Origin of the sequence: Pseudomonas sp. D8002, assembly GCF_013385695.1 — a bacterium.
Classification (GTDB): Bacteria; Pseudomonadota; Gammaproteobacteria; order Pseudomonadales; family Pseudomonadaceae; genus Aquipseudomonas.
Genome location: NZ_JACAPM010000057.1, coordinates 61,352 through 79,899, shown reverse-complemented (window position 1 = coordinate 79,899; position 18,548 = coordinate 61,352). Strand labels below are relative to the sequence as shown.

17 protein-coding genes are annotated in these 18,548 nt (G+C 61.0%); 7 read left to right on the top strand and 10 right to left on the bottom strand.

Annotated elements, in window-relative coordinates:
* Positions 1-57: 57 nt before the first annotated feature.
* Positions 58-1,575, bottom strand: coding sequence for a polyphosphate:AMP phosphotransferase (gene pap / locus HX807_RS29460; RefSeq protein WP_102368465.1), 1,518 nt, complete (start codon positions 1,573-1,575; stop codon positions 58-60).
* Positions 1,576-1,716: 141 nt separating this feature from the next.
* Here pap and mnmC point away from each other — a divergent pair, with 141 nt between their 5' ends.
* The 5 genes from mnmC (at position 1,717) to HX807_RS29435 (ending at position 9,023) form a co-directional block, all read left to right on the top strand.
* Positions 1,717-3,705 carry a bifunctional tRNA (5-methylaminomethyl-2-thiouridine)(34)-methyltransferase MnmD/FAD-dependent 5-carboxymethylaminomethyl-2-thiouridine(34) oxidoreductase MnmC gene (gene mnmC / locus HX807_RS29455; RefSeq protein ID WP_177051921.1) on the top strand — a complete coding sequence of 663 codons (1,989 nt, stop codon included), beginning with the start codon at positions 1,717-1,719 and terminating at the stop codon, positions 3,703-3,705.
* Positions 3,706-3,859: 154 nt separating this feature from the next.
* Positions 3,860-5,632 (top strand): N-acetylglutaminylglutamine amidotransferase, encoded by a 1,773-nt coding sequence (locus HX807_RS29450; protein WP_102605276.1) that lies wholly within the window; start codon positions 3,860-3,862, stop codon positions 5,630-5,632.
* Between the two features lie 3 nt (positions 5,633-5,635).
* Positions 5,636-7,381 (top strand): N-acetylglutaminylglutamine synthetase, encoded by a 1,746-nt coding sequence (ngg, locus tag HX807_RS29445; protein ID WP_177009487.1) that lies wholly within the window; start codon positions 5,636-5,638, stop codon positions 7,379-7,381.
* A gap of 170 nt (positions 7,382-7,551) precedes the next feature.
* Entirely contained in the window at positions 7,552-8,736 is a 1,185-nt protein-coding gene (locus HX807_RS29440; RefSeq protein WP_003216760.1) for an osmoprotectant NAGGN system M42 family peptidase, read from the top strand.
* 59 nt (positions 8,737-8,795) lie between these two features.
* Entirely contained in the window at positions 8,796-9,023 is a 228-nt protein-coding gene (locus tag HX807_RS29435; protein ID WP_003192759.1) for a YheU family protein, read from the top strand.
* A gap of 3 nt (positions 9,024-9,026) precedes the next feature.
* On the opposite strand, the gene csrA is transcribed toward HX807_RS29435, so the two are convergent.
* On the bottom strand, positions 9,027-9,236 hold the full coding sequence (csrA, locus tag HX807_RS29430) for a carbon storage regulator CsrA (RefSeq protein WP_177051919.1): 210 nt from the start codon (positions 9,234-9,236) through the stop codon (positions 9,027-9,029).
* A 389-nt stretch (positions 9,237-9,625) separates the two neighbouring features.
* Entirely contained in the window at positions 9,626-10,447 is an 822-nt protein-coding gene (locus HX807_RS29425; protein WP_177028910.1) for an SDR family oxidoreductase, read from the bottom strand.
* A 329-nt stretch (positions 10,448-10,776) separates the two neighbouring features.
* Between HX807_RS29425 and HX807_RS29420 the strand changes: the two genes are divergently transcribed.
* Complete coding sequence (locus tag HX807_RS29420; protein WP_003216767.1) at positions 10,777-10,929, top strand: DUF3309 family protein; 153 nt, start codon at positions 10,777-10,779, stop codon at positions 10,927-10,929.
* Positions 10,930-10,988: 59 nt separating this feature from the next.
* Here the strand turns inward: HX807_RS29420 and HX807_RS29415 are convergent, their stop codons facing one another.
* The 5 genes from HX807_RS29415 to HX807_RS29395 form a co-directional block, all read right to left on the bottom strand.
* Positions 10,989-13,076 (bottom strand): LTA synthase family protein, encoded by a 2,088-nt coding sequence (locus tag HX807_RS29415; RefSeq protein ID WP_134326018.1) that lies wholly within the window; start codon positions 13,074-13,076, stop codon positions 10,989-10,991.
* A gap of 396 nt (positions 13,077-13,472) precedes the next feature.
* Positions 13,473-13,664 carry a PLDc N-terminal domain-containing protein gene (locus HX807_RS29410; RefSeq protein ID WP_003172956.1) on the bottom strand — a complete coding sequence of 64 codons (192 nt, stop codon included), beginning with the start codon at positions 13,662-13,664 and terminating at the stop codon, positions 13,473-13,475.
* Between the two features lie 68 nt (positions 13,665-13,732).
* Positions 13,733-14,263: a hypothetical protein gene (locus tag HX807_RS29405; RefSeq protein ID WP_177051917.1), complete on the bottom strand. Its 531-nt coding sequence runs from the start codon at positions 14,261-14,263 to the stop codon at positions 13,733-13,735.
* Between the two features lie 41 nt (positions 14,264-14,304).
* Entirely contained in the window at positions 14,305-14,820 is a 516-nt protein-coding gene (locus tag HX807_RS29400) for an ankyrin repeat domain-containing protein (protein ID WP_010176046.1), read from the bottom strand.
* A gap of 96 nt (positions 14,821-14,916) precedes the next feature.
* On the bottom strand, positions 14,917-16,743 hold the full coding sequence (locus HX807_RS29395) for a long-chain-acyl-CoA synthetase (protein ID WP_102605281.1): 1,827 nt from the start codon (positions 16,741-16,743) through the stop codon (positions 14,917-14,919).
* 398 nt (positions 16,744-17,141) lie between these two features.
* On the opposite strand from HX807_RS29395, the gene HX807_RS29390 reads away from it, so the two are divergent.
* Complete coding sequence (locus tag HX807_RS29390) at positions 17,142-17,420, top strand: DUF3509 domain-containing protein (RefSeq protein WP_003216777.1); 279 nt, start codon at positions 17,142-17,144, stop codon at positions 17,418-17,420.
* Positions 17,421-17,474: 54 nt separating this feature from the next.
* On the opposite strand, the gene HX807_RS29385 is transcribed toward HX807_RS29390, so the two are convergent.
* Positions 17,475-17,759 (bottom strand): response regulator transcription factor, encoded by a 285-nt coding sequence (locus tag HX807_RS29385; RefSeq protein ID WP_003216779.1) that lies wholly within the window; start codon positions 17,757-17,759, stop codon positions 17,475-17,477.
* A 235-nt stretch (positions 17,760-17,994) separates the two neighbouring features.
* The gene (locus HX807_RS29380; RefSeq protein ID WP_177051915.1) at positions 17,995-18,540 is read right to left on the bottom strand and encodes an acireductone dioxygenase; all 546 of its coding nucleotides are present in this window, start codon (positions 18,538-18,540) and stop codon (positions 17,995-17,997) included.
* Positions 18,541-18,548: the final 8 nt, after the last annotated feature.

Sequence of the window (18,548 nt, the reverse complement as noted above, 5' to 3'; positions counted from 1 at the left end):
GATCCCGCCCTCTTCAACCGCGACAATCATTCACCCCGCGTATGCAAAAGCATGGCGTTACTTCTTCTTGTCCTTCTTGTCATGCTTGTCGGTCTTGTCGAACGCTTCCTCCAGCGCCCGGTTGATGGTGCGCAGTACCTTCACCCGCGCCCAGCGCTTGTCGTTGGCTTCAACCAGCGTCCACGGCGCAATCTCGGTGCTGGTGCGGTCTACCATGTCGCCCACCGCCGCCCGGTAGTCGTCCCACTTCTCGCGGTTACGCCAGTCGTCCTCGGTGATCTTGAAGCGTTTGAACGGAATTTCCTCGCGGGCCTGGAACCGCTCCAGCTGCGTCTGCTTGTCGATCGCCAGCCAGAACTTGACCACGATCACCCCGGCGTCGCGCAGTTGCTCTTCGAAGTCGTTGATCTCGCCGTAGGCGCGCATCCAGTCCGTCGGCGTGCAGAAGCCTTCGATGCGTTCCACCAGCACCCGGCCATACCAGGAGCGGTCGAACACGGTGAACATGCCCCGCGCCGGAATCTTCTGCCAGAAACGCCACAGGTAAGGCTGGGCGCGCTCGTCTTCACTGGGCGCGGCAATCGGCACGATGTGGTACTGCCGGGGATCGAGGGCTGCCGCCACACGCCGGATGGCCCCACCCTTGCCCGCCGCGTCGTTGCCTTCAAACACCGTCACCAACGCGTGCTTGCGCATGCGCTTGTCGCGCATCAGCCCGGAGAACCGTGCCTGCTCGGTAATCAGTTGTTCTTCGTAATCGTCCTTTTCAAGGCTCAAGCTCATGTCCAGGCTGTTCAGCAGGCTCATCTGGTCAACCGCCGATGGCAGCGGCGCCGGGTTCATGCCGCTGGCTTTACCCTTGGGCACTTTCAAGGCGTTTTGCAGGCCTTCGAGCAGGATCTTGCCGACGGTCAGCCCGCGGTAGTGCGCATCGACACCCTCGATCACATACCAAGGCGCATAGTCACGGCTGGTGCGGCGCAGGATCCGCTCACCAAAATGCACAAACTTGTCGTAGGTCTTGGACTGCTGCCAGTCCAGCGGGCTGATGCGCCAGCTGTGCAGCGGGTCGTCCTGCAAGGCTTTGAGCCGGGATTTCATTTGCTTCTTGGAGAGGTGGAACCAGAACTTGAAGATCAGCGCACCTTCATCACACAGCATCTTTTCCAGGCGCTCGGCACCGGCGATGGCCTGGTCGAGCCGCGCATCCTTGATCTCGCCATGGACGCGACTCTGCAGCATCTGGCTGTACCAGTTACCAAAAAAGACCCCCATGCGACCTTTCGCCGGAAGCTGGCGCCAGTAGCGCCAGGCCGGTGGGCGGGCCAGTTCTTCGTCGGTCTGCTGGTCGAAGGTGCGCACCTCGATCAGGCGCGGGTCCATCCATTCATTCAGCAATTTGACGGTTTCACCCTTGCCCGCACCTTCGATGCCATTGATCAGGATGATCACCGGGAAGCGCTTCTGCTGTTGCAGTTCGTACTGCACTTCCAGCAGCGCTTCGCGCAAGGCCGGCACTTCGGCGTCGTAGGTGTCTTTGTCGATGGCGTGACCGATTTCGGCAGATTCGAACATGGGCGGCTCCGTTCCAGAAGTGATCAAGACTAGCGGATTGGGCAACAACACGTGGCAGGAAATTCCACAGCGGCTTGCCATGGATCAATGACAACCCTGTTGATCAGCTAGAATGGCCGCCTTGCCTTTGCCGAGCCGCTCATGAACCCCGTATCCCACGCCCAGCTTGACTGGGATGACCAAGGTCGCCCGCACTCGCGGGTCTTCGATGACGTGTACTTCTCCGACAAGTCGGGCCTTGAAGAAACCCGCTACGTATTCCTCGAACAGAACCGTCTGCAGGAACGTTTTGCGGCACTGCCGGTGGGTGGGCGCTTGGTGATCGGTGAGACCGGCTTCGGCACCGGCCTGAATTTCCTGTGCGCCTGGCAGTTGTTCGAACAACACGCGGTGGCGGGCGCACGCCTGCATTTTGTCAGCGTGGAAAAGTACCCGCTGAGCCACGCCGACCTGCAGCGCGCCCTCGCCCTCTGGCCGGAACTGGCACCGTTCGCCGAGCAACTGTTGGCGCAATACATCGCGATTCACCAAGGCTTCCAGCGGCTGGTACTGGATAACGGTCGAGTCACCCTGACGTTGCTGATCGGCGACGCCCTGGAGCAATTGCCGCAACTGGACGCGCAAGTCGACGCCTGGTTCCTCGACGGTTTCGCCCCGGCCAAGAACCCCGACATGTGGACTGCCGAGCTGTTCGCCGAACTGGCGCGGCTGGCGGCGCCGGGCTCGACCATCAGCACCTTTACCAGCACCGGCTGGGTACGGCGGTTGATCAACGCCGCCGGGTTCAAGATGAAGCGCACCCCCGGCATCGGCCACAAGTGGGAAATCCTGCGGGGTGAGTTTCTCGGCTGGCCCGCTGAAACGCCTGCGCCTGCCGCGGCAAAACCCTGGTTTGCGCGCCCGCCTGCTGTTTCCGGTGAACGCCATGCACTGGTCATCGGTGGTGGCCTGGCCGGTTGCGCCACGGCGGCCAGCCTGGCGGCGCGCGGCTGGCGCGTCAGTTTGCTGGAACGCCACGCGGCGCTCGCACAGGAAGCTTCCGGCAACCCGCAAGGGGTGTTGTACCTCAAGCTTTCCGCCCATGGCACGGCACTTTCGCAGTTGATTCTCAGCGGTTTCGGCCACACGCGGCGCCTGCTGGAACACCTGCAACGTGGCGTGGACTGGGATGGCTGCGGCGTGCTGCAACTGGCCTTCAACGCCAAGGAAGCCGAGCGCCAGGCACAACTGGCCGGCGCTTTTGCCCAGGACCTGTTGCACCTGCTGGATAAAGAGCAGGCACAGGCGCGCGCCGGGATAACGCTGGAGCACGGCGGCTTGTTCTTCCCCGAAGGCGGCTGGGTTCACCCGCCGGCGCTGTGCGAATGGCAAGCCAGGCACCCGCTGATCGAAGTGCTCCAGCACCACGACGCCCTTGAGCTCAAGCAGGTCGACAGTCAGTGGCAGGCGTTGCAGGGCGATACGGTTCTGGCTCAAGCCAGTGTGGTCGTGCTGGCCGGCGCCGCCGAGATCAAGCGGTTTTCCTTCAGCGCTGACTTGCCCCTCAAGCGCATCCGCGGGCAAATCACTCGCCTGCCGCAAACGGCGCAAAGCCAGGCGTTGGCCACAATAGTGTGCGCCGAGGGCTACGTCGCCCCGCCACGCCTGGGCGAGCACACCCTCGGTGCCAGTTTCGACTTCAAGAGCGATGACCTTACGCCCACGGTGGCCGAGCACGCGGGCAATCTGCAGATGCTGCGGGAAATCTCCCTCGATTTGCTGCAACGCCTGGGCGCCGACAGCCTGGCACCCGAACAGCTCGAAGGCCGCGCCGCCTTCCGTTGCACCAGCCCGGACTACCTGCCGATCGTCGGACCGCTGGCGCAGCGAGAGGCGTTTGATCACACCTACGCCGCCCTCGGCAAAGACGCCCGGCAGGTCCCTGATGCGCCGTGCCCGTGGTTGCACGGCGTGTATATCAACAGTGGCCATGGCTCACGGGGGCTGGTCACCGCGCCACTCTGCGCAGAGCTGCTGGCCGCCTGGCTCGACAATGAGCCCCTGCCGCTGCCGCGCAGTGTCAGCGAAGCCTGTCACCCCAATCGCTTCGCGCTGCGTGCCCTGATCCGCGGTACCCCAGGCAAATCCTGAAGGCCATGACGGGCTCGCAGCCCGTCAAGGCTCTTTGCCTTATAACGTATTGTTCTAAAACTCCCACAATGTACCCGGGTCAGTCTCTGGGTACCCGCCGTTTTGGCGGGCTGCATTTCTATCCCTCCCCAACGGAAAAACCGGTAAGGAATTTATGTGCGGATTAGCTGGAGAGTTACGTTTCGATCACCAACCTGCCGACCTGGCAGCGGTGGAACGAATCACCCATCACTTGGCGCCACGCGGTCCTGACGCGTGGGGCTTTCATGCCCAGGGGCCGATTGCCCTGGGCCATCGACGCCTGAAAATCATGGACCTGTCGGATGGCTCCGCCCAACCGATGGTCGACGCCCAACTGGGCCTGTCCCTGGCGTTCAACGGCGCGATCTATAACTTCCCGGAATTGCGTGAAGAGCTGGAAGCCCTGGGCTACGCCTTCTATTCCGGTGGTGACACCGAAGTGCTGCTCAAGGGCTACCACGCCTGGGGCGAAGCCTTGTTGCCCAAGCTCAACGGGATGTTCGCCTTCGCCATCTGGGAGCGCGATGCTAAGCGCCTGTTTATCGCCCGTGACCGCCTCGGCGTGAAGCCGCTGTACCTGTCGCGCACCGGCCAGCGCCTGCGTTTTGCTTCGGCCTTGCCGGCGCTGCTAAAGGGTGGCGATATCAACCCGATCCTCGATCCGGTGGCCCTCAATCACTACCTGAACTTCCACGCCGTGGTGCCGGCGCCGCGCACCCTGCTGGCGGGCATTGAAAAGCTGCCGCCCGCCTCCTGGATGCGCATCGACGCCGATGGCAAGACTGAACAGAAAACCTGGTGGACCCTGCCCTACGGCCCCCACGCCGACGAAGCCAACCTGACCCTGGAAGACTGGACCGACCGCGTGCTCGACAGCACCCGCGAAGCCGTGGCGATTCGTCAGCGGGCGGCGGTGGATGTGGGCGTGCTGCTTTCCGGCGGTGTCGATTCCAGCATGCTGGTGGGTCTGTTGCGGGAAGTCGGCGTGCAGGACCTGTCGACCTTCTCCATCGGTTTTGAAGACGCTGGAGGCGAGCGCGGCGACGAGTTCCAGTATTCGGACTTGATCGCCAAGCATTACGGCACCCGTCACCACCAACTGCGTATCGCCGAAAGCGAAATCATCGAGCAGTTGCCGGCGGCGTTCCGTGCCATGAGCGAGCCGATGGTCAGCCATGACTGCATTGCCTTCTACCTGCTGTCCCGGGAAGTGGCCAAGCACTGCAAGGTGGTGCAAAGCGGCCAGGGCGCCGATGAACTGTTCGCCGGTTACCACTGGTACCCGCAGGTGGATGGCGCAAGCGACCCGTACGCGGCCTACCGCGACGCATTTTTCGATCGCAGCTACGACGACTATGCCGCTACCGTCGCGCCGAAATGGTTGACCGCGAATGACGCCGCCGGTGACTTCGTGCGCGAGCATTTCGCCCAGCCCGGCGCCGATGCGGCGGTGGACAAAGCCCTGCGCCTGGACAGCACCGTGATGCTGGTGGATGACCCGGTCAAGCGCGTCGACAACATGACCATGGCCTGGGGCCTGGAAGCGCGCACGCCGTTTCTCGACTATCGCCTGGTAGAACTGTCGGCCCGCGTGCCGGGCAAATTCAAACTGCCGGACGGCGGCAAGCAAGTGCTCAAGGAAGCGGCGCGCCGGGTGATCCCGAGCGAGGTCATCGACCGCAAGAAAGGCTACTTCCCGGTGCCCGGCCTCAAGCATTTGCAGGGTGACACCTTGAACTGGGTGCGTGAGCTGCTGCTGGACCCAAGCCAGGACCGCGGCCTGTTCAACCCGGCCATGCTCGACCGCCTGCTCACCGATCCCCAAGGCCAACTGACCCCGTTGCGCGGCTCCAAGCTGTGGCAACTGGCGGCGCTGAACCTGTGGCTCAGCGAACAAGGAATCTGATTCATGAAACCTCATGCCACGGCTTACAGTCAACGCTTGCTGCGAGGCCAGGCGCCCTCCTACGAGCGCCTGCAAGCCCGCTTCGCCGAAGACGGCAGCGAACTGGACCCCACGCCGATTGCCGTGCATTGCGGTTGGGGCCGGCTGTTGATCGGCCACACCTTCCCGGACCCGGCGAGCCTGGCCCTGGAGTTGCTCAACGAGCAGCCCGGCGAGCGGGATATCGCGCTGTATGTGGCGGCGCCGCAGCAGATCCTCGGGATTGATCCCCAGCAGTTGTTTCTCGACCCGTCCGATACCCTGCGCCTGTGGTTCACCGACTATCGCCCGGCAACCCGGGTGTTTCGCGGGTTCCGGATTCGCCGGGTACAAACCGAGGCGGACTGGCAGGCGGTGAACCAGCTGTACCAGGGGCGCGGCATGTTGCCGGTGGACCCGGCACTGCTGACGCCACGCCATCAAGGCGGCCCGGTGTATTGGCTGGCCGAGGACGAAGACAGCGGCGCGGTGATCGGCAGCGTGATGGGCCTGAACCACCAGAAGGCCTTTCACGATCCGGAGAACGGCTGCAGCCTCTGGTGCCTGGCGGTCGACCCGCAATGTACCCGCCCCGGGGTGGGTGAAGTGCTGGTACGCCACTTGATCGAACACTTCATGAGCCGCGGCCTGAGCTACCTCGACCTGTCGGTGCTGCACGACAACCGCCAGGCGAAAAGTCTCTACGCCAAGCTTGGCTTTCGCGCGCTGACCACCTTCGCCATCAAGCGCAAGAACGGGATCAACCAGCCGCTGTTCCTCGGCCCTGGCCCACAGGCGGAGTTCAATCCCTATGCGCGAATCATTGTCGAGGAAGCCCATCGGCGCGGGATCGACGTGCAAGTGGACGATGCCGATGCCGGCTTGTTCACCCTGAGCCACGGTGGCCGCCGGGTGCGCTGCCGCGAATCCCTCAGCGACCTGACCAGCGCCATCAGCATGACTTTGTGCCAGGACAAGAGCCTGACCCACAAGGCACTCAAGGCTGCAGGCTTGAAGCTGCCGGAGCAGCAGTTGGCCGGCAGTGCCGACGACAACCTGGAGTTTCTCGACGAGCACCAGCGTATTGTGGTCAAGCCGCTGGATGGCGAACAAGGCCAGGGTGTGGCGGTGGATTTGCAGACCATTGAAGACGTGCAAAAAGCCATTGAGGCGGCCCGCCAATTCGACACCCGTGTACTGCTGGAAAGCTTCCACGAAGGCCTCGACCTGCGCATTCTGGTGATCGGCTTTGAAGTGGTTGCCGCCGCCATTCGCCGCCCGGCGGAAGTCACCGGCGATGGTCAGCATTCCATTGGCGCGTTGATCGAAGCCCAGAGCCGCCGACGCCAGGCCGCCACCGATGGCGAAAGCAAAATCCCCCTGGACCATGAAACCCAACGCACCCTGCAGGCGGCCGGCTACGACTACAACAGCATCCTGCCCCGTGGCGAACGCCTGGCAGTGCGGCGTACCGCCAACCTGCACACCGGCGGTTGCCTGGAAGACGTCACCGCCATCCTCCACCCGACCCTGGTGGACGCCGCCGTGCGCGCCGCCCGTGCCCTCGACATTCCCATGGTGGGCCTGGACCTGATGGTGCCGGCCGCCGACCAACCGGACTACGTGTTTATCGAAGCCAACGAACGGGCCGGGCTGGCCAACCATGAACCGCAGCCGACGGCTGAAAAGTTCGTGGACCTGTTGTTCCCCCATAGCCAACCGACGGCTTGAGAAAGGTGTTGCCTTGACTGGCGCTTTCGCGAGCAAGCCCGCTCCCACAGGGGAATGCATTCCAAATGTGGGAGCGGGCTTGCTCGCGAAGACGCCGGTACAGCCAACACAATCTCTGAGGCGCCCCTTTCATCGAAACCATCGATGCCCTCAACTCATCAGGAGTTTCCATGACCCGAACCATCCCCGAACCGGATCTCGCTTACCTGCAAAAAGTGCTGCTGGAAATGCTCGCTATTCCCAGCCCCACCGGGTTTACCGACACCATCGTGCGCTACGTTGCCGAGCGCCTTGAGGAACTGGGCATTCCCTTTGAAATGACCCGGCGCGGCACCATCCGCGCCACCCTCAAGGGCCAGAAAAACAGCCCCGACCGCGCCGTTTCCGCGCACCTGGACACCATCGGCGCCGCCGTGCGGGCGATCAAGGACAATGGCCGCCTGACCCTCGCGCCGGTGGGCTGCTGGTCCAGCCGTTTTGCCGAAGGCAGCCGCGTCAGCCTGTTCACCGATAACGGCGTGATCCGTGGCAGCGTGTTGCCGTTGATGGCCTCCGGTCACGCGTTCAATACGGCCGTGGATGAAATGCCCATCAGTTGGGACCACATCGAACTGCGCCTGGATGCCTACTGCGCCACCCGCGCCGACTGTGACTCCCTAGGTATCAGCGTCGGCGATTTCGTCGCCTTCGACCCGCTGCCGGAGTTCACCGAGAGCGGGCATATCAGCGCCCGCCACCTGGACGATAAAGCCGGGGTTGCCGCGCTGCTGGCGGCGCTCAAGGCGATTGTCGACAGCGGCCAGCCGCTGCTGATCGACTGCCATCCGCTGTTCACCATCACCGAAGAAACCGGCAGTGGTGCGGCGGCGGCATTGCCGTGGGATGTGAGTGAGTTCGTCGGCATCGACATTGCGCCGGTGGCCCACGAGCAGCACTCCAGCGAGCACGCGGTGAGTGTGGCGATGCAGGATTCCGGCGGGCCGTATGACTATCACCTGTCCCGCCACCTGCTGCGCCTGGCGGCGGAAAATGAGTTGCCGGTGCGCCGCGACCTGTTTCGCTACTACTTCAGCGACGCGCATTCGGCGGTAACCGCTGGCCATGACATTCGCACCGCGCTGCTGGCGTTTGGTTGCGATGCCACCCACGGCTATGAGCGCACGCACATCGACAGCCTCGCCGCGCTGAGTCGCCTGCTGGGCGCGTACATCCTCAGCCCGCCGGTGTTCGCCAGCGATGCACAGCCGGCCAAGGGCTCCCTCGACCGGTTCAGTCACCAGATCGAACACGACACACAAATGGAGAGTGATACCCGCGTGCCGTCGGTGGACAGCCTGGTGGGCCAAAAAACCTGAGAGTGGCAACTCGGATCCCGGCGCAGTAGCATCGCCGGGATTCCCTAGCCGAGGCTTGTATGCTGATTCCCTACGATGCACTTGAAGTCGACACCCTGACACGCCTCATCGAAGACTTCGTGACCCGCGACGGCACCGACAATGGTGACGACACACCTCTGGAAACCCGGGTGCTGCGGGTACGCCAGGCGCTGACCAAGGGCCAGGCGCTGATTGTTTTCGACCCCGAAAGCGAGCAGTGCCAGTTGATGCTCAAGCACGATGTGCCCAAGCACCTGTTCGACTGAGACTCAAGGATTGGGCACAGGCACTGGATGGGTGTTGGCCTGCTGCCCGTGGCGACTGAGGATCTTCTGATAGACCTCCGCCCGGTGCACATTGACCCCCACCGGCGCTTCCACACCCAGCTTCACTTGGGTGCCGTTCACTTCCAGAATGCGCAAGGTGATCTGGTCACCCATCGAAATTATTTCACCTACCGCGCGGCTTAATACCAGCATGGGGTTCGTCCTTTTTAAGTTACCGAACCCCGACCATGCGCTCCCTGCCTGGCACCATCAATGGCCTTCAGGTTAAACAGGCATGCCTTACACATCAGGGTAAATTACCCTACAGACAGGCAGTGAATAATCTCGAATTACACCCAAGAACCAAACGATATGTTCAAATTTGCAGGCACTCTCTGTGGCTAGAGAGCTTGTTGTGGCGAGGGAGCTTGCTGTGGCGAGGGAGCTTGCTCCCGCTGGGTTGCGAAGCAGCCCCCAATAAGGTCAATGCATTCTTTCAGGAAGACTTGGGCGGCTGGTTTTGGGGCTGCTTCGCACCCCAGCGGGAGCAAGCTCCCTCGCCACAGCAAGCGCCCTCGCCACATCAGGTGCTCACCTGAAATTCAACCTTTTACCGCCTGCGACTGGGCTTTCGCCCGCATCTTGTCCGCCATCACGGTCATCTCGTCATACAGCAGTTGCGGGTTCTTCTGTTTCAGTGCCCAGGCCATGCGCCCCTGCTCGTGGGGCAGGATCATGAATTGCCCTTGCGCCACTTGCTGGTAAATGTAGTCGGCGATTTCTGCGGCGGTGATCGGCGAGCTTTCCAGCAGCTTGCCCACCTGGGCCTTCATCGCCGGCGTCGGCCCGCGGAACGAGTCCAGCAGGTTGGTCTGGAAGAAGGATGGGCACACCACATGCACGCCGACTTCCTGTTGCTTGAGTTCCACCAGCAGGCTCTCCGAGAGCGCCACCACGCCGGCCTTGGCCACGTTGTAGTTGCTCATGGCCGGGCCCTGCATCAGGGCGGCCATGGACGCGATGTTGATGATGCGGCCCTTGCTCTTTTCCAGCAGCGGCAGGAAGGCTTTGCAGCCCTTGACCACGCCCATCAGGTTGATCGCGATCTGCCAGTCCCAGTCTTCCAGGGACAGTTCGCTGAAGAACCCGCCCGATGCGACACCGGCGTTGTTGACGATCACGTCGATGCCACCGAACTTTTCCTCACAGGCCTGTGCGAACGCGGTGAGCTGGCTGTAGTCGCGCACGTCGCAGCGCTGGGTGAAACCGTCACCGCCGGCCTGGCGTACAAGCTTGAGGGTTTCTTGCAGGCCCGCTTCGCTGACGTCCGACAAGGCCAGTTGCCAACCCTCGCGGGCCCAGCGCAGAGCGATTTCGCGACCCAGGCCAGAACCGGCGCCGGTGATCATCATGCGATTTTGCATAGGAAAGTAGCCTTGTGGTTCACGGAAGAAGTGAGCCGCAGTGTAGCGAAGGTTTTTCCCGCACCCACGCACCATCAGACTGCTGAATGCCCCAGGCAAACCGTGGGCCGGGTCGGATAGCGGGAAACCCGCCAAGTTCCATTTATTTGAACTAAGGACAGTTATTTGCAACGGGGTTAAAGGAAATAAGCAAGTTAGCGAAAAGCTTTAAAAAAACACGGAATTTTCTGCCAAACACATGGGTCGGAGTTATTAAGGCGTCCGTATCAGTTGTCGGGCCTATCCGTTAAATAACAGGTCTTTTCAGAAGACAATAAGGAAAACAAAACATGAGCCTCATTCTTATCATTATTCTGATCCTCCTGCTGGTCGGCGGTCTTCCAGTGTTCCCTCACTCACGCAATTGGGGTTACGGGCCATCGGGTATTCTCGGTACTGTGTTGGTAGTGCTGCTGATTCTGTTGTTGCTCGGCAAGATATAACGCGTTCCAGCGTGCAAAAAAAAGAGGCCTTGAAAGGCCTCTTTTTTATGCGCGGGTGTTTAGTCCGGCTTGCCGTCCACTACACCGGCAGTGTTGTCCAGCAGGCTCTTGGTAGCGGTCTGCAGGAACGATTCGAGCTTCTGCTTCAACGCAGCCTCGTCCGGCGATTCTGGAATCACTTTCCCGGTCGGGTTGGCGCCCAGTTCGTATTCCCACAACTTCGGCGGCATTTCCTTGGGCAGTACCAATACGCGGTCACCGGTGAGCAAGGCGACGGTCTGGTCACTGCCCGACGGCTTGATCACGCCAAAGCCCTTGTCGCCTTCCGGCAGGTTGAGCAGGTCGCGGCCCCAGCACTGGTGCAAGGTGTCACCGCCGAGACGGCCCATGATGGTCGGCACGATGTCGATCTGGGTGCCCACGGTGTGGTCACGCTCGCCGAACTTCTCCTGCATGCCCGGTGCGATCATCAGCATCGGCACGTTGAAGCGGCCCAGGTCCATCTCGGTGATCTGCTGCTCGTTGCCGAAGCCGTGGTCGCCCACGATCACGAACAGGGTTTCCTTGAAGTACGGCTCCTTGCGGGCCTTTTCAAAGAACTGGCCCAAGGCCCAGTCGGAGTAGCGCATGGCCGTCAAATGCTCGTTGAGGCTGCCACGGTCGGTGACCTTCTCGACCGGCAATGGCGTCGGCAACGCGTACGGCGTGTGGTTGGACAGGGTTTGCAGCAGCGCATAGAACGGCTTGCCGCCTTCACGGGCCTTCAACTCTTCCAGGCCACGGTTGAACATGTCCTGGTCGGACACGCCCCAGGTCGGGTCCGAGAACACCGGGTTGACGAAGTCATTACGCCCGATGAAGTTGGTCATGCCCTGGTTGCTGAAGAAGCCCGACTGGTTATCCCAGGCGAAGTCGCCGTTGTAGACGTACACGTCATCGAAATCGCGATGGCTGAGCAACTGCGGCAGGCCCGACAGCTTGTGGCTGCCTTCCGGAGTCTGCATCAGGTATTCGAAACCCGGCAGGTTCGGGAAGCAGGCCATGGTGGCGAACATACCCTGGTGGGTGTGGGTGCCGTTGGAGAAGAAGCGGTCGAACAGCAGGCCTTCCTTGGACAGTTTGTCGAAGTACGGCGTGATGTTGCCCGGGCGGCCCAGGGCGCCCACCGAGTGACCGGCGAAGCTTTCCATCAGGATAACCACGACGTTCTTGATCGGCAGGGTCTTCTCGGCCGGCGGCGTGAAGTCACGGCGTACCGCGGCGGTGTCGGTGTCGACCAGTTTCTCGGTCGGCAATACCAGCATGTCGCGCACGGTCTGGGTGGCCAGCGGCTGCTCCAGGGTGGCTTTCCAGATGTTCGAACGCTCCTCGGAGAAGCGCGATTTCGCCGCCGCAATCAGCGACAAGGTACCGTTGAGGCCCAACTGGTTGGCGAAGTTCGAGTCGGTGGTGTACACGTCGCCCCAACGCAGTGGCGGGCCCTGGCGCAGGGTGCCACGGATGGCGACCACGGCGACCAGCAGGCAGACCACGAACACCGCGATGCGCGTGTACCACGGCGCTACCTGGCGAGTGCCGATGCTGCCACCGCTGAACGGGCCGCGTGGGCGCGTTGCACGGTCGGCGCCTTTGAAGGCGATGCTCAGGATCAGCGTACCCACGGCCCAGGCCAGCAGGTAGCGCACCACCGGGAAACCGTACCAGAGCATGCTCATCACGGTTTTCGGGTCTTCCTTCACGTACTGGAAGACCAGGCCGTTGAGGCGCTGGTGGAACTCGCGGTAGAAGTCCATTTCCATCAGGCCCAGGAACAGCGCGATGCTGGACGCGACCGTCAGCCACAAGCGGAAGAACCCGCGCGCCGCCATGGCCCGTACGCTGAACAACGCCAGCAGCAACGGCACCAGCACGTACATCACCAGGCGGATATCCAGGCGCAGGCCGTTGGCGAACGCTTCAAGGAAAGTCGAGGCCGGTGTGTCGAGGATCATCTCGCGGTTGTAGACCAGCAGCGCCAGGCGCAGCAGGGAGAACATCACCATCATGATCAAGGCACAAAGCAGCGTGTACGCCAGATGGGATTTGACGGTCGGTTGCAGCAAGCGATTAGAAGCTCGCTGCTGATTCAGGGCGTCCGGGTTTGCCATGTCGTTTTAGGACCCATTGGAAGTTTAAGTTGCGAATGAATACAGCGGCGCCCCGCCCTCGCCCAGGCAGGCTGGGGTAGACGGTGAACGCAATGGCGCAAATGGTGCCCGATCAACGCCGGCAACGCCATTGATTACTCAATCCGGCCAGTGTTTGAGACTCGTCTTAGAGCATCCGACAGGAAAAATAGCCGGCGAATTGTCTTGGATGGAATGTGAAAATTCTGTGCAGCGAATATCTCGAAACACAATAACGGGCGTACGGAAACAGATGTGGGAGCGGGCTTGCTCGCGAATACGGTAAATCAGTCGATACATCAGGTGACTGTTACACCGTATTCGCGAGCAAGCCCGCTCCCACACTTACTGTGCCCGCTCTGGATAGCGTTGTTTGGATCAGATGCGCACGTTACCGCGCGGCCCGGCGATCGCCCAGATGATCAAGCCCAGTACCGGCAGCAGCAGGATCAACAGGATCCACAACACTTTGGCGCCGGTACTCGCGCCGCTTTTGAACACGTTGATGATCGCCCAGATATCCAGCGCGAGGATGATCAACCCGATCAGACCATTAAAAGTGGAACCCATGGTGTCGCTCCTAAGTGAGGGTTTGCCTGCTTAGGATAGTCAGCCGTGGCCGGGGGTTCCGTTTTATTTCAGACGTGTACCGCAACCCGCAGGGCTTCCAGCGATGGTTCGCCCTTTATGCCGGTTTCGGCACACAACTCCAGCACCCGTGGCACGTCGTTGCCGTAGACCAGCACAGCCTGGATCTCGTCGTCCAGCAATTGGCTGAAGTTCATCAGCACGTAGCCGCCGTTCTCCGGGTTGAGGGCGCTCATCTGGATCTGGATGCGGTTCAGCGCGGTCAGGGCTTCGGTCTTGGCCAGTTGCTTGGGCTTGAGGTTGAACGCCACGCCGGGGCCAAAGGAGGCGACGATCTGGGCGAACAGGTCCAGGTAGGTGTCGGCCTGGAACAGCACGGTGTCAGGCAGGCTGCCGACGACGATCCACTCACCCAGGGGAATCGGGAAAGTGTCGTCGTAGTTGATGTCGGGGTTGGCGGCCAGGAAAGCGTCGGGATCGGCGTAGGCCTGGGCCGCCTCGTCCGCCACCCTGGCGATCTCGGGTTCGCTCATGCAGCCGGAGCTGATTTTGCTGATGAGTTCGACGAGTGCGGTTTTCATGGGGTGGTCCTGTGGCGGGGCTGATTTTGAGGGCGCAAAGCCTACACCAGTTTTTGCAACTGCGCCGCCGTATCCACCGCCCCCATGGTCTGCGCGGCTGCCAGCGCGGTCACGCCCTGGGCATCGGTGGCCTTGGGATTGGCGCCCTGGCTGATCAGGTAGTCCACCATTTCGGTACGGTTGAACATCGCCGCCATCATCAAGGCGGTGCGACCATCAGAGGATGCGCCTTCGACCAACGCTCCGCCTTCGATCAACGCCTTGACCACCGGCAGGTTGCCCTTGAACGCCGCGCCGGCAATCGGCAGTTGGTTCTTGTCGTTGGCAATCTGGGGGTCGGCCTTGAATTCCAGCAGCACTTTCACCGCGTCCACATGGCCATGGTAGGCCGACAGCATCAACAGCGTATCGCCATTGTGGTTGCGCAGGTTCGGCGGCAAGCCCTTGGCCAGCAACGCCGCCAGCATCGCGGCATCGCCCTTGCGCGCCACGTCGAACACCTGCTCGGCAAATTCGGCGGCTTCGTCTTCGGTCATTTGTTTGGCTTGGTCTGACATGTGGGGCTCCTTGTCTGGTGTTTCATAAGGCGCCCAGTCTCGCGATGGAGTTCCCCACTGTCATGCCTTTTTTCCCAAAAGCGGCGATAGGCAGAATCAATAACGGAACTTGCCCGCCTGAATATCCGCCAACAGTTGCCCGGTGACCGGCACATAACTGTCCGACCCAGGCAGCCAGGCAAAGATCGGATCATCACCGGCCTTGCCCGGGTCGAACGCTTCCTCCTTGAGTTTCACCTTCTGGTATTTAAAGGTACCCGTGGTTTCCATCTTCACCTTGATCCGCAGGAACAACGGCACCGCATACGCGGGCAATTGCCCGTGGGCAAAGGTCAGCAACTCGCGCATGTCCAGGGAAGCCAGGGATTCGGCAGGCGTAATGGCCGCCATGCCCGCGCGGCCGTTGGTGTTTTCAATCTCCACGCCGTAGGCCACCACTTCGGAAATCTGCGGGTGCTGCAGGAAGATGTTCTCGACTTCGGTGGTGGAGACGTTTTCACCTTTCCAGCGGTAGGTGTCCCCCAGCCGGTCAACGAATTGGGCGTGGCCGAAGCCGATATTGCGCAACAGGTCGCCGGTGTTGAAATAACGGTCGCCCTTCTCGAACACGTCGCTGAGCACCACCTTGCGGTTCTTCTCGGGGTCGGTGTAGCCGTCGAACGGTGCCTTGTCATCGATCCTTGCCAGCAGCAGCCCCTGGCCCCCCTTGGGCACTTCGCGCATGAAACCGTCGGCGCCGCGAATCGGCTCACAGCTGTCATGGGCGTAGTCCACCAGTGCCCAGTGCATCAGGGAAAAGCCAATGGTGTTGTCGAAGTTCAGCACATTGGTGAAGCCGATGTTGCCGTCACTGGCGGCGTACAGCTCGCAGATATGATCAACGCCAAAGCGCTGCTTGAACTCAGCCCAAACCCCTGGGCGCAGGCCGTTGCCGATCATCTTCGTCACCCGGTTGTCCAGGTCGCGCCCATGGGCAGGCTGGTCGATCAGGTAGCGGCACAGCTCGCCGACATAACCCAGGGTGGTCGCATTGAATTTGCGCACATCGTCCCAGAACTGGCTGGCGCTGAACTTGCGGCGAATCGCGAACCCCGACGCCCCGGCAATCGCCGAACCCCAGCACACGCACAGGCCAGTGGCGTGATACAGCGGCAAGGTGCAATAGACGACATCCTCGGGCCCCATATCCAGGGCGATGGTGCCGAAACTGGCCGAGGACTTCATCCAGCGGCCATGCTTGAAAATGCCGGCCTTGGGCAAGCCGGTGGTGCCGGAGGTGTAGATATAGAAGCAAGGGTCGTTGAAAAAAATCTGCTGGGTGCTGGCGGGGTTTTCCACCGGGCAGTCGGCGCTGGCAGCCATCAGGTCGACGTAATCCGGCGGCACATGGCTGTGCTGCTGATCGGCAATAAACCAGGTTTTATCCGCCTCGATGGCCACCTGGCTGCGCACGGCCTCGTAGGCCCCTACCAACTCGGCTCCCACCACGATGGCCGCCGGTGCCACCAGGTTGAGGCTATGTACCAGCGCCGACTGGGTTTGCGAGGTATTGAGCATCGCGCAAATGCCGCCCACCTTGGCCACGGCCAGTACGCTGAGCAACAACTCGGGGCGGTTCTCGATAAACAACGCCACCACGTCGCCCTTGCCGATCCCCTGCTGCTGCAGGTAGTGAGCCATGCGGTTGGCCTGCTGGTTGGCCTGGCGGTAGCTCAGCACCGTGTCGCCATACAGCAGCGCGGCGCCGTCGGGGTTGCGTTGGGTGGCTTGTTCAAAGGTCCAGCCCAGGCCGCACGGCTGGTCGGGATCGGTGATGTTGGCAACGCGGATTCCGCGCACCAGGCGCGGCAGTGCACGGACAATGGTGGGCACCTTACGCAGCATCATGCCCCAGGTGATCATGTCACTTGGCGGGTGGTTCATGGCGGGAACGTCCTTTTTCTTATTGTTCGTATGACCCTCAAGGCACCCATCGCACTGTAAGACCCGCGCCGAATGCCTTGCAGGAAAATACGCCAGCCGTTCTTCGGCTGTACACGCAGGATTTGAAAAGTTTTGTATCCCGAAAGGAAAAGGAATTTTGCGCACCGCCAGGTGGTCACTATGGAAGACCTGCCTTGCGTGCCAGCGGTGAAACACTTGGCAAAACCCCGCAAAATGCAGGATGCACGATGGCCATTCATGCAAATTGCACGAAACTGAAATTCTTAAAATTTTATAACTATTTGATTTATAAGGATTTTTTAAGATAGTCAGTACTGGCACAATCACTGCACCTATCACTCCACGCTGCAAAACATGAGCTAACGGAGCTGATAGACATGAGCCTGATCCAAGATAAATTTTCTTCTGTGTTCTCCAATTTCGACGTCACCACCCAGGCGCGTCCTGATGGCGGCATCCTGCTGACCTTGCGTAATAGCGAAGGCAAGCAGATCAAACGTTCGATCTCTTATCAGCAACTGCACACGGCCGACCAACTGACGTGGGTCATCAGCGCCATTCGCCGCGACCTGGCTGAACAAGCCAGCGACCTGCCACAGATTTCGATGCTGCAAAGCCAGAACCGCTTTGCCCTGCCGACCTACCATTCGGCTTGACCGTCATGCAGGACCCGAACAGGTCGTGGTGCCGTTGCGCACCACGGCCTTTTTTTATTTGCACAATCCCTGTTTCACCGCCTCGTTCACGGCCTGGACCCGGTTAGTCACCTGCAACTTGCCGTAGATGTTGCGCAGGTGAAACTTCACCGTGGCCTGGGAGATGGAGCGAATCCTGCTGATTTCCCACACCGTCTTGCCCTCGACCGCCCAATGCAGGATTTCCCGTTCCTTTGGGGTCAGGGGTTTACCCGACAACATCGCACGCGCCTTGCGGTTGGCAACCGGCGCGCTGTCCGTTTGCGTGGACGGTTGTTCCTGTGGCTCCGAACCGCTCATGCAGGCCTCTCTCTTCATATAGGTCTTGTAACGCCCGAAGTCGGATTACTCCTATTGACAGGCGAATAAATATTGAGACCAGAGAGAGTTACACAAAGAGTGGAAGTAACAAGTAAGGTCAACGATAAACAGCTGTTACCCACAAACTTTCAAGTTTATTCCTACAGCGATTTCCAACCTGAAGGAATTGAAGTTAAAAAAATGCCCCCTGTTCAGGAGGCATTGCCGGACGAACTTAGTCATCAAGCCGGGGAAAACCCTCGGCGATCGCGTCGCCGGTCAGCATGACCGCCAGCCCTTCAGGGTCACTGAACAGGCGGATCGCCACAAAGTGCGGGTTCTCCCCCATATCAAACCAGTGCGGGATGCCGCTCGGCACCAAGATCAGGTCGTTTTTCTCGCAGAACACCGCGTACACATAATCTTCGATGTGCAAGGTAAACAGCCCACGACCCGCTACGAAAAAACGCACGTGGTCTTGGGCCATGCGGTGTTCGTCGAGTCGCTCGGCGCGCAATTGGGCTTTCCGCGGGTGATCGTTGCTGACGCGGAGCACATCAACGGTGGTGTAGCCGCGCTCGGTCATCAGCTTGTCGATGGGCGCCTGGTAGGCGGCGATAATCTCAACCTCGCTGGCCCCGGGCTCAAGTCGGGTAGCCGCCTGCCAGCGATCGAACCCCACACCCAGCTCGGCCAGGGTCGAGGCGATATCGTCCTGGTGAGTCAGGACCTTGTTCGGGGTGTCGGGGGTGCAGACGTGGTAAACCGCGAGATAGCTCATCAAACTCT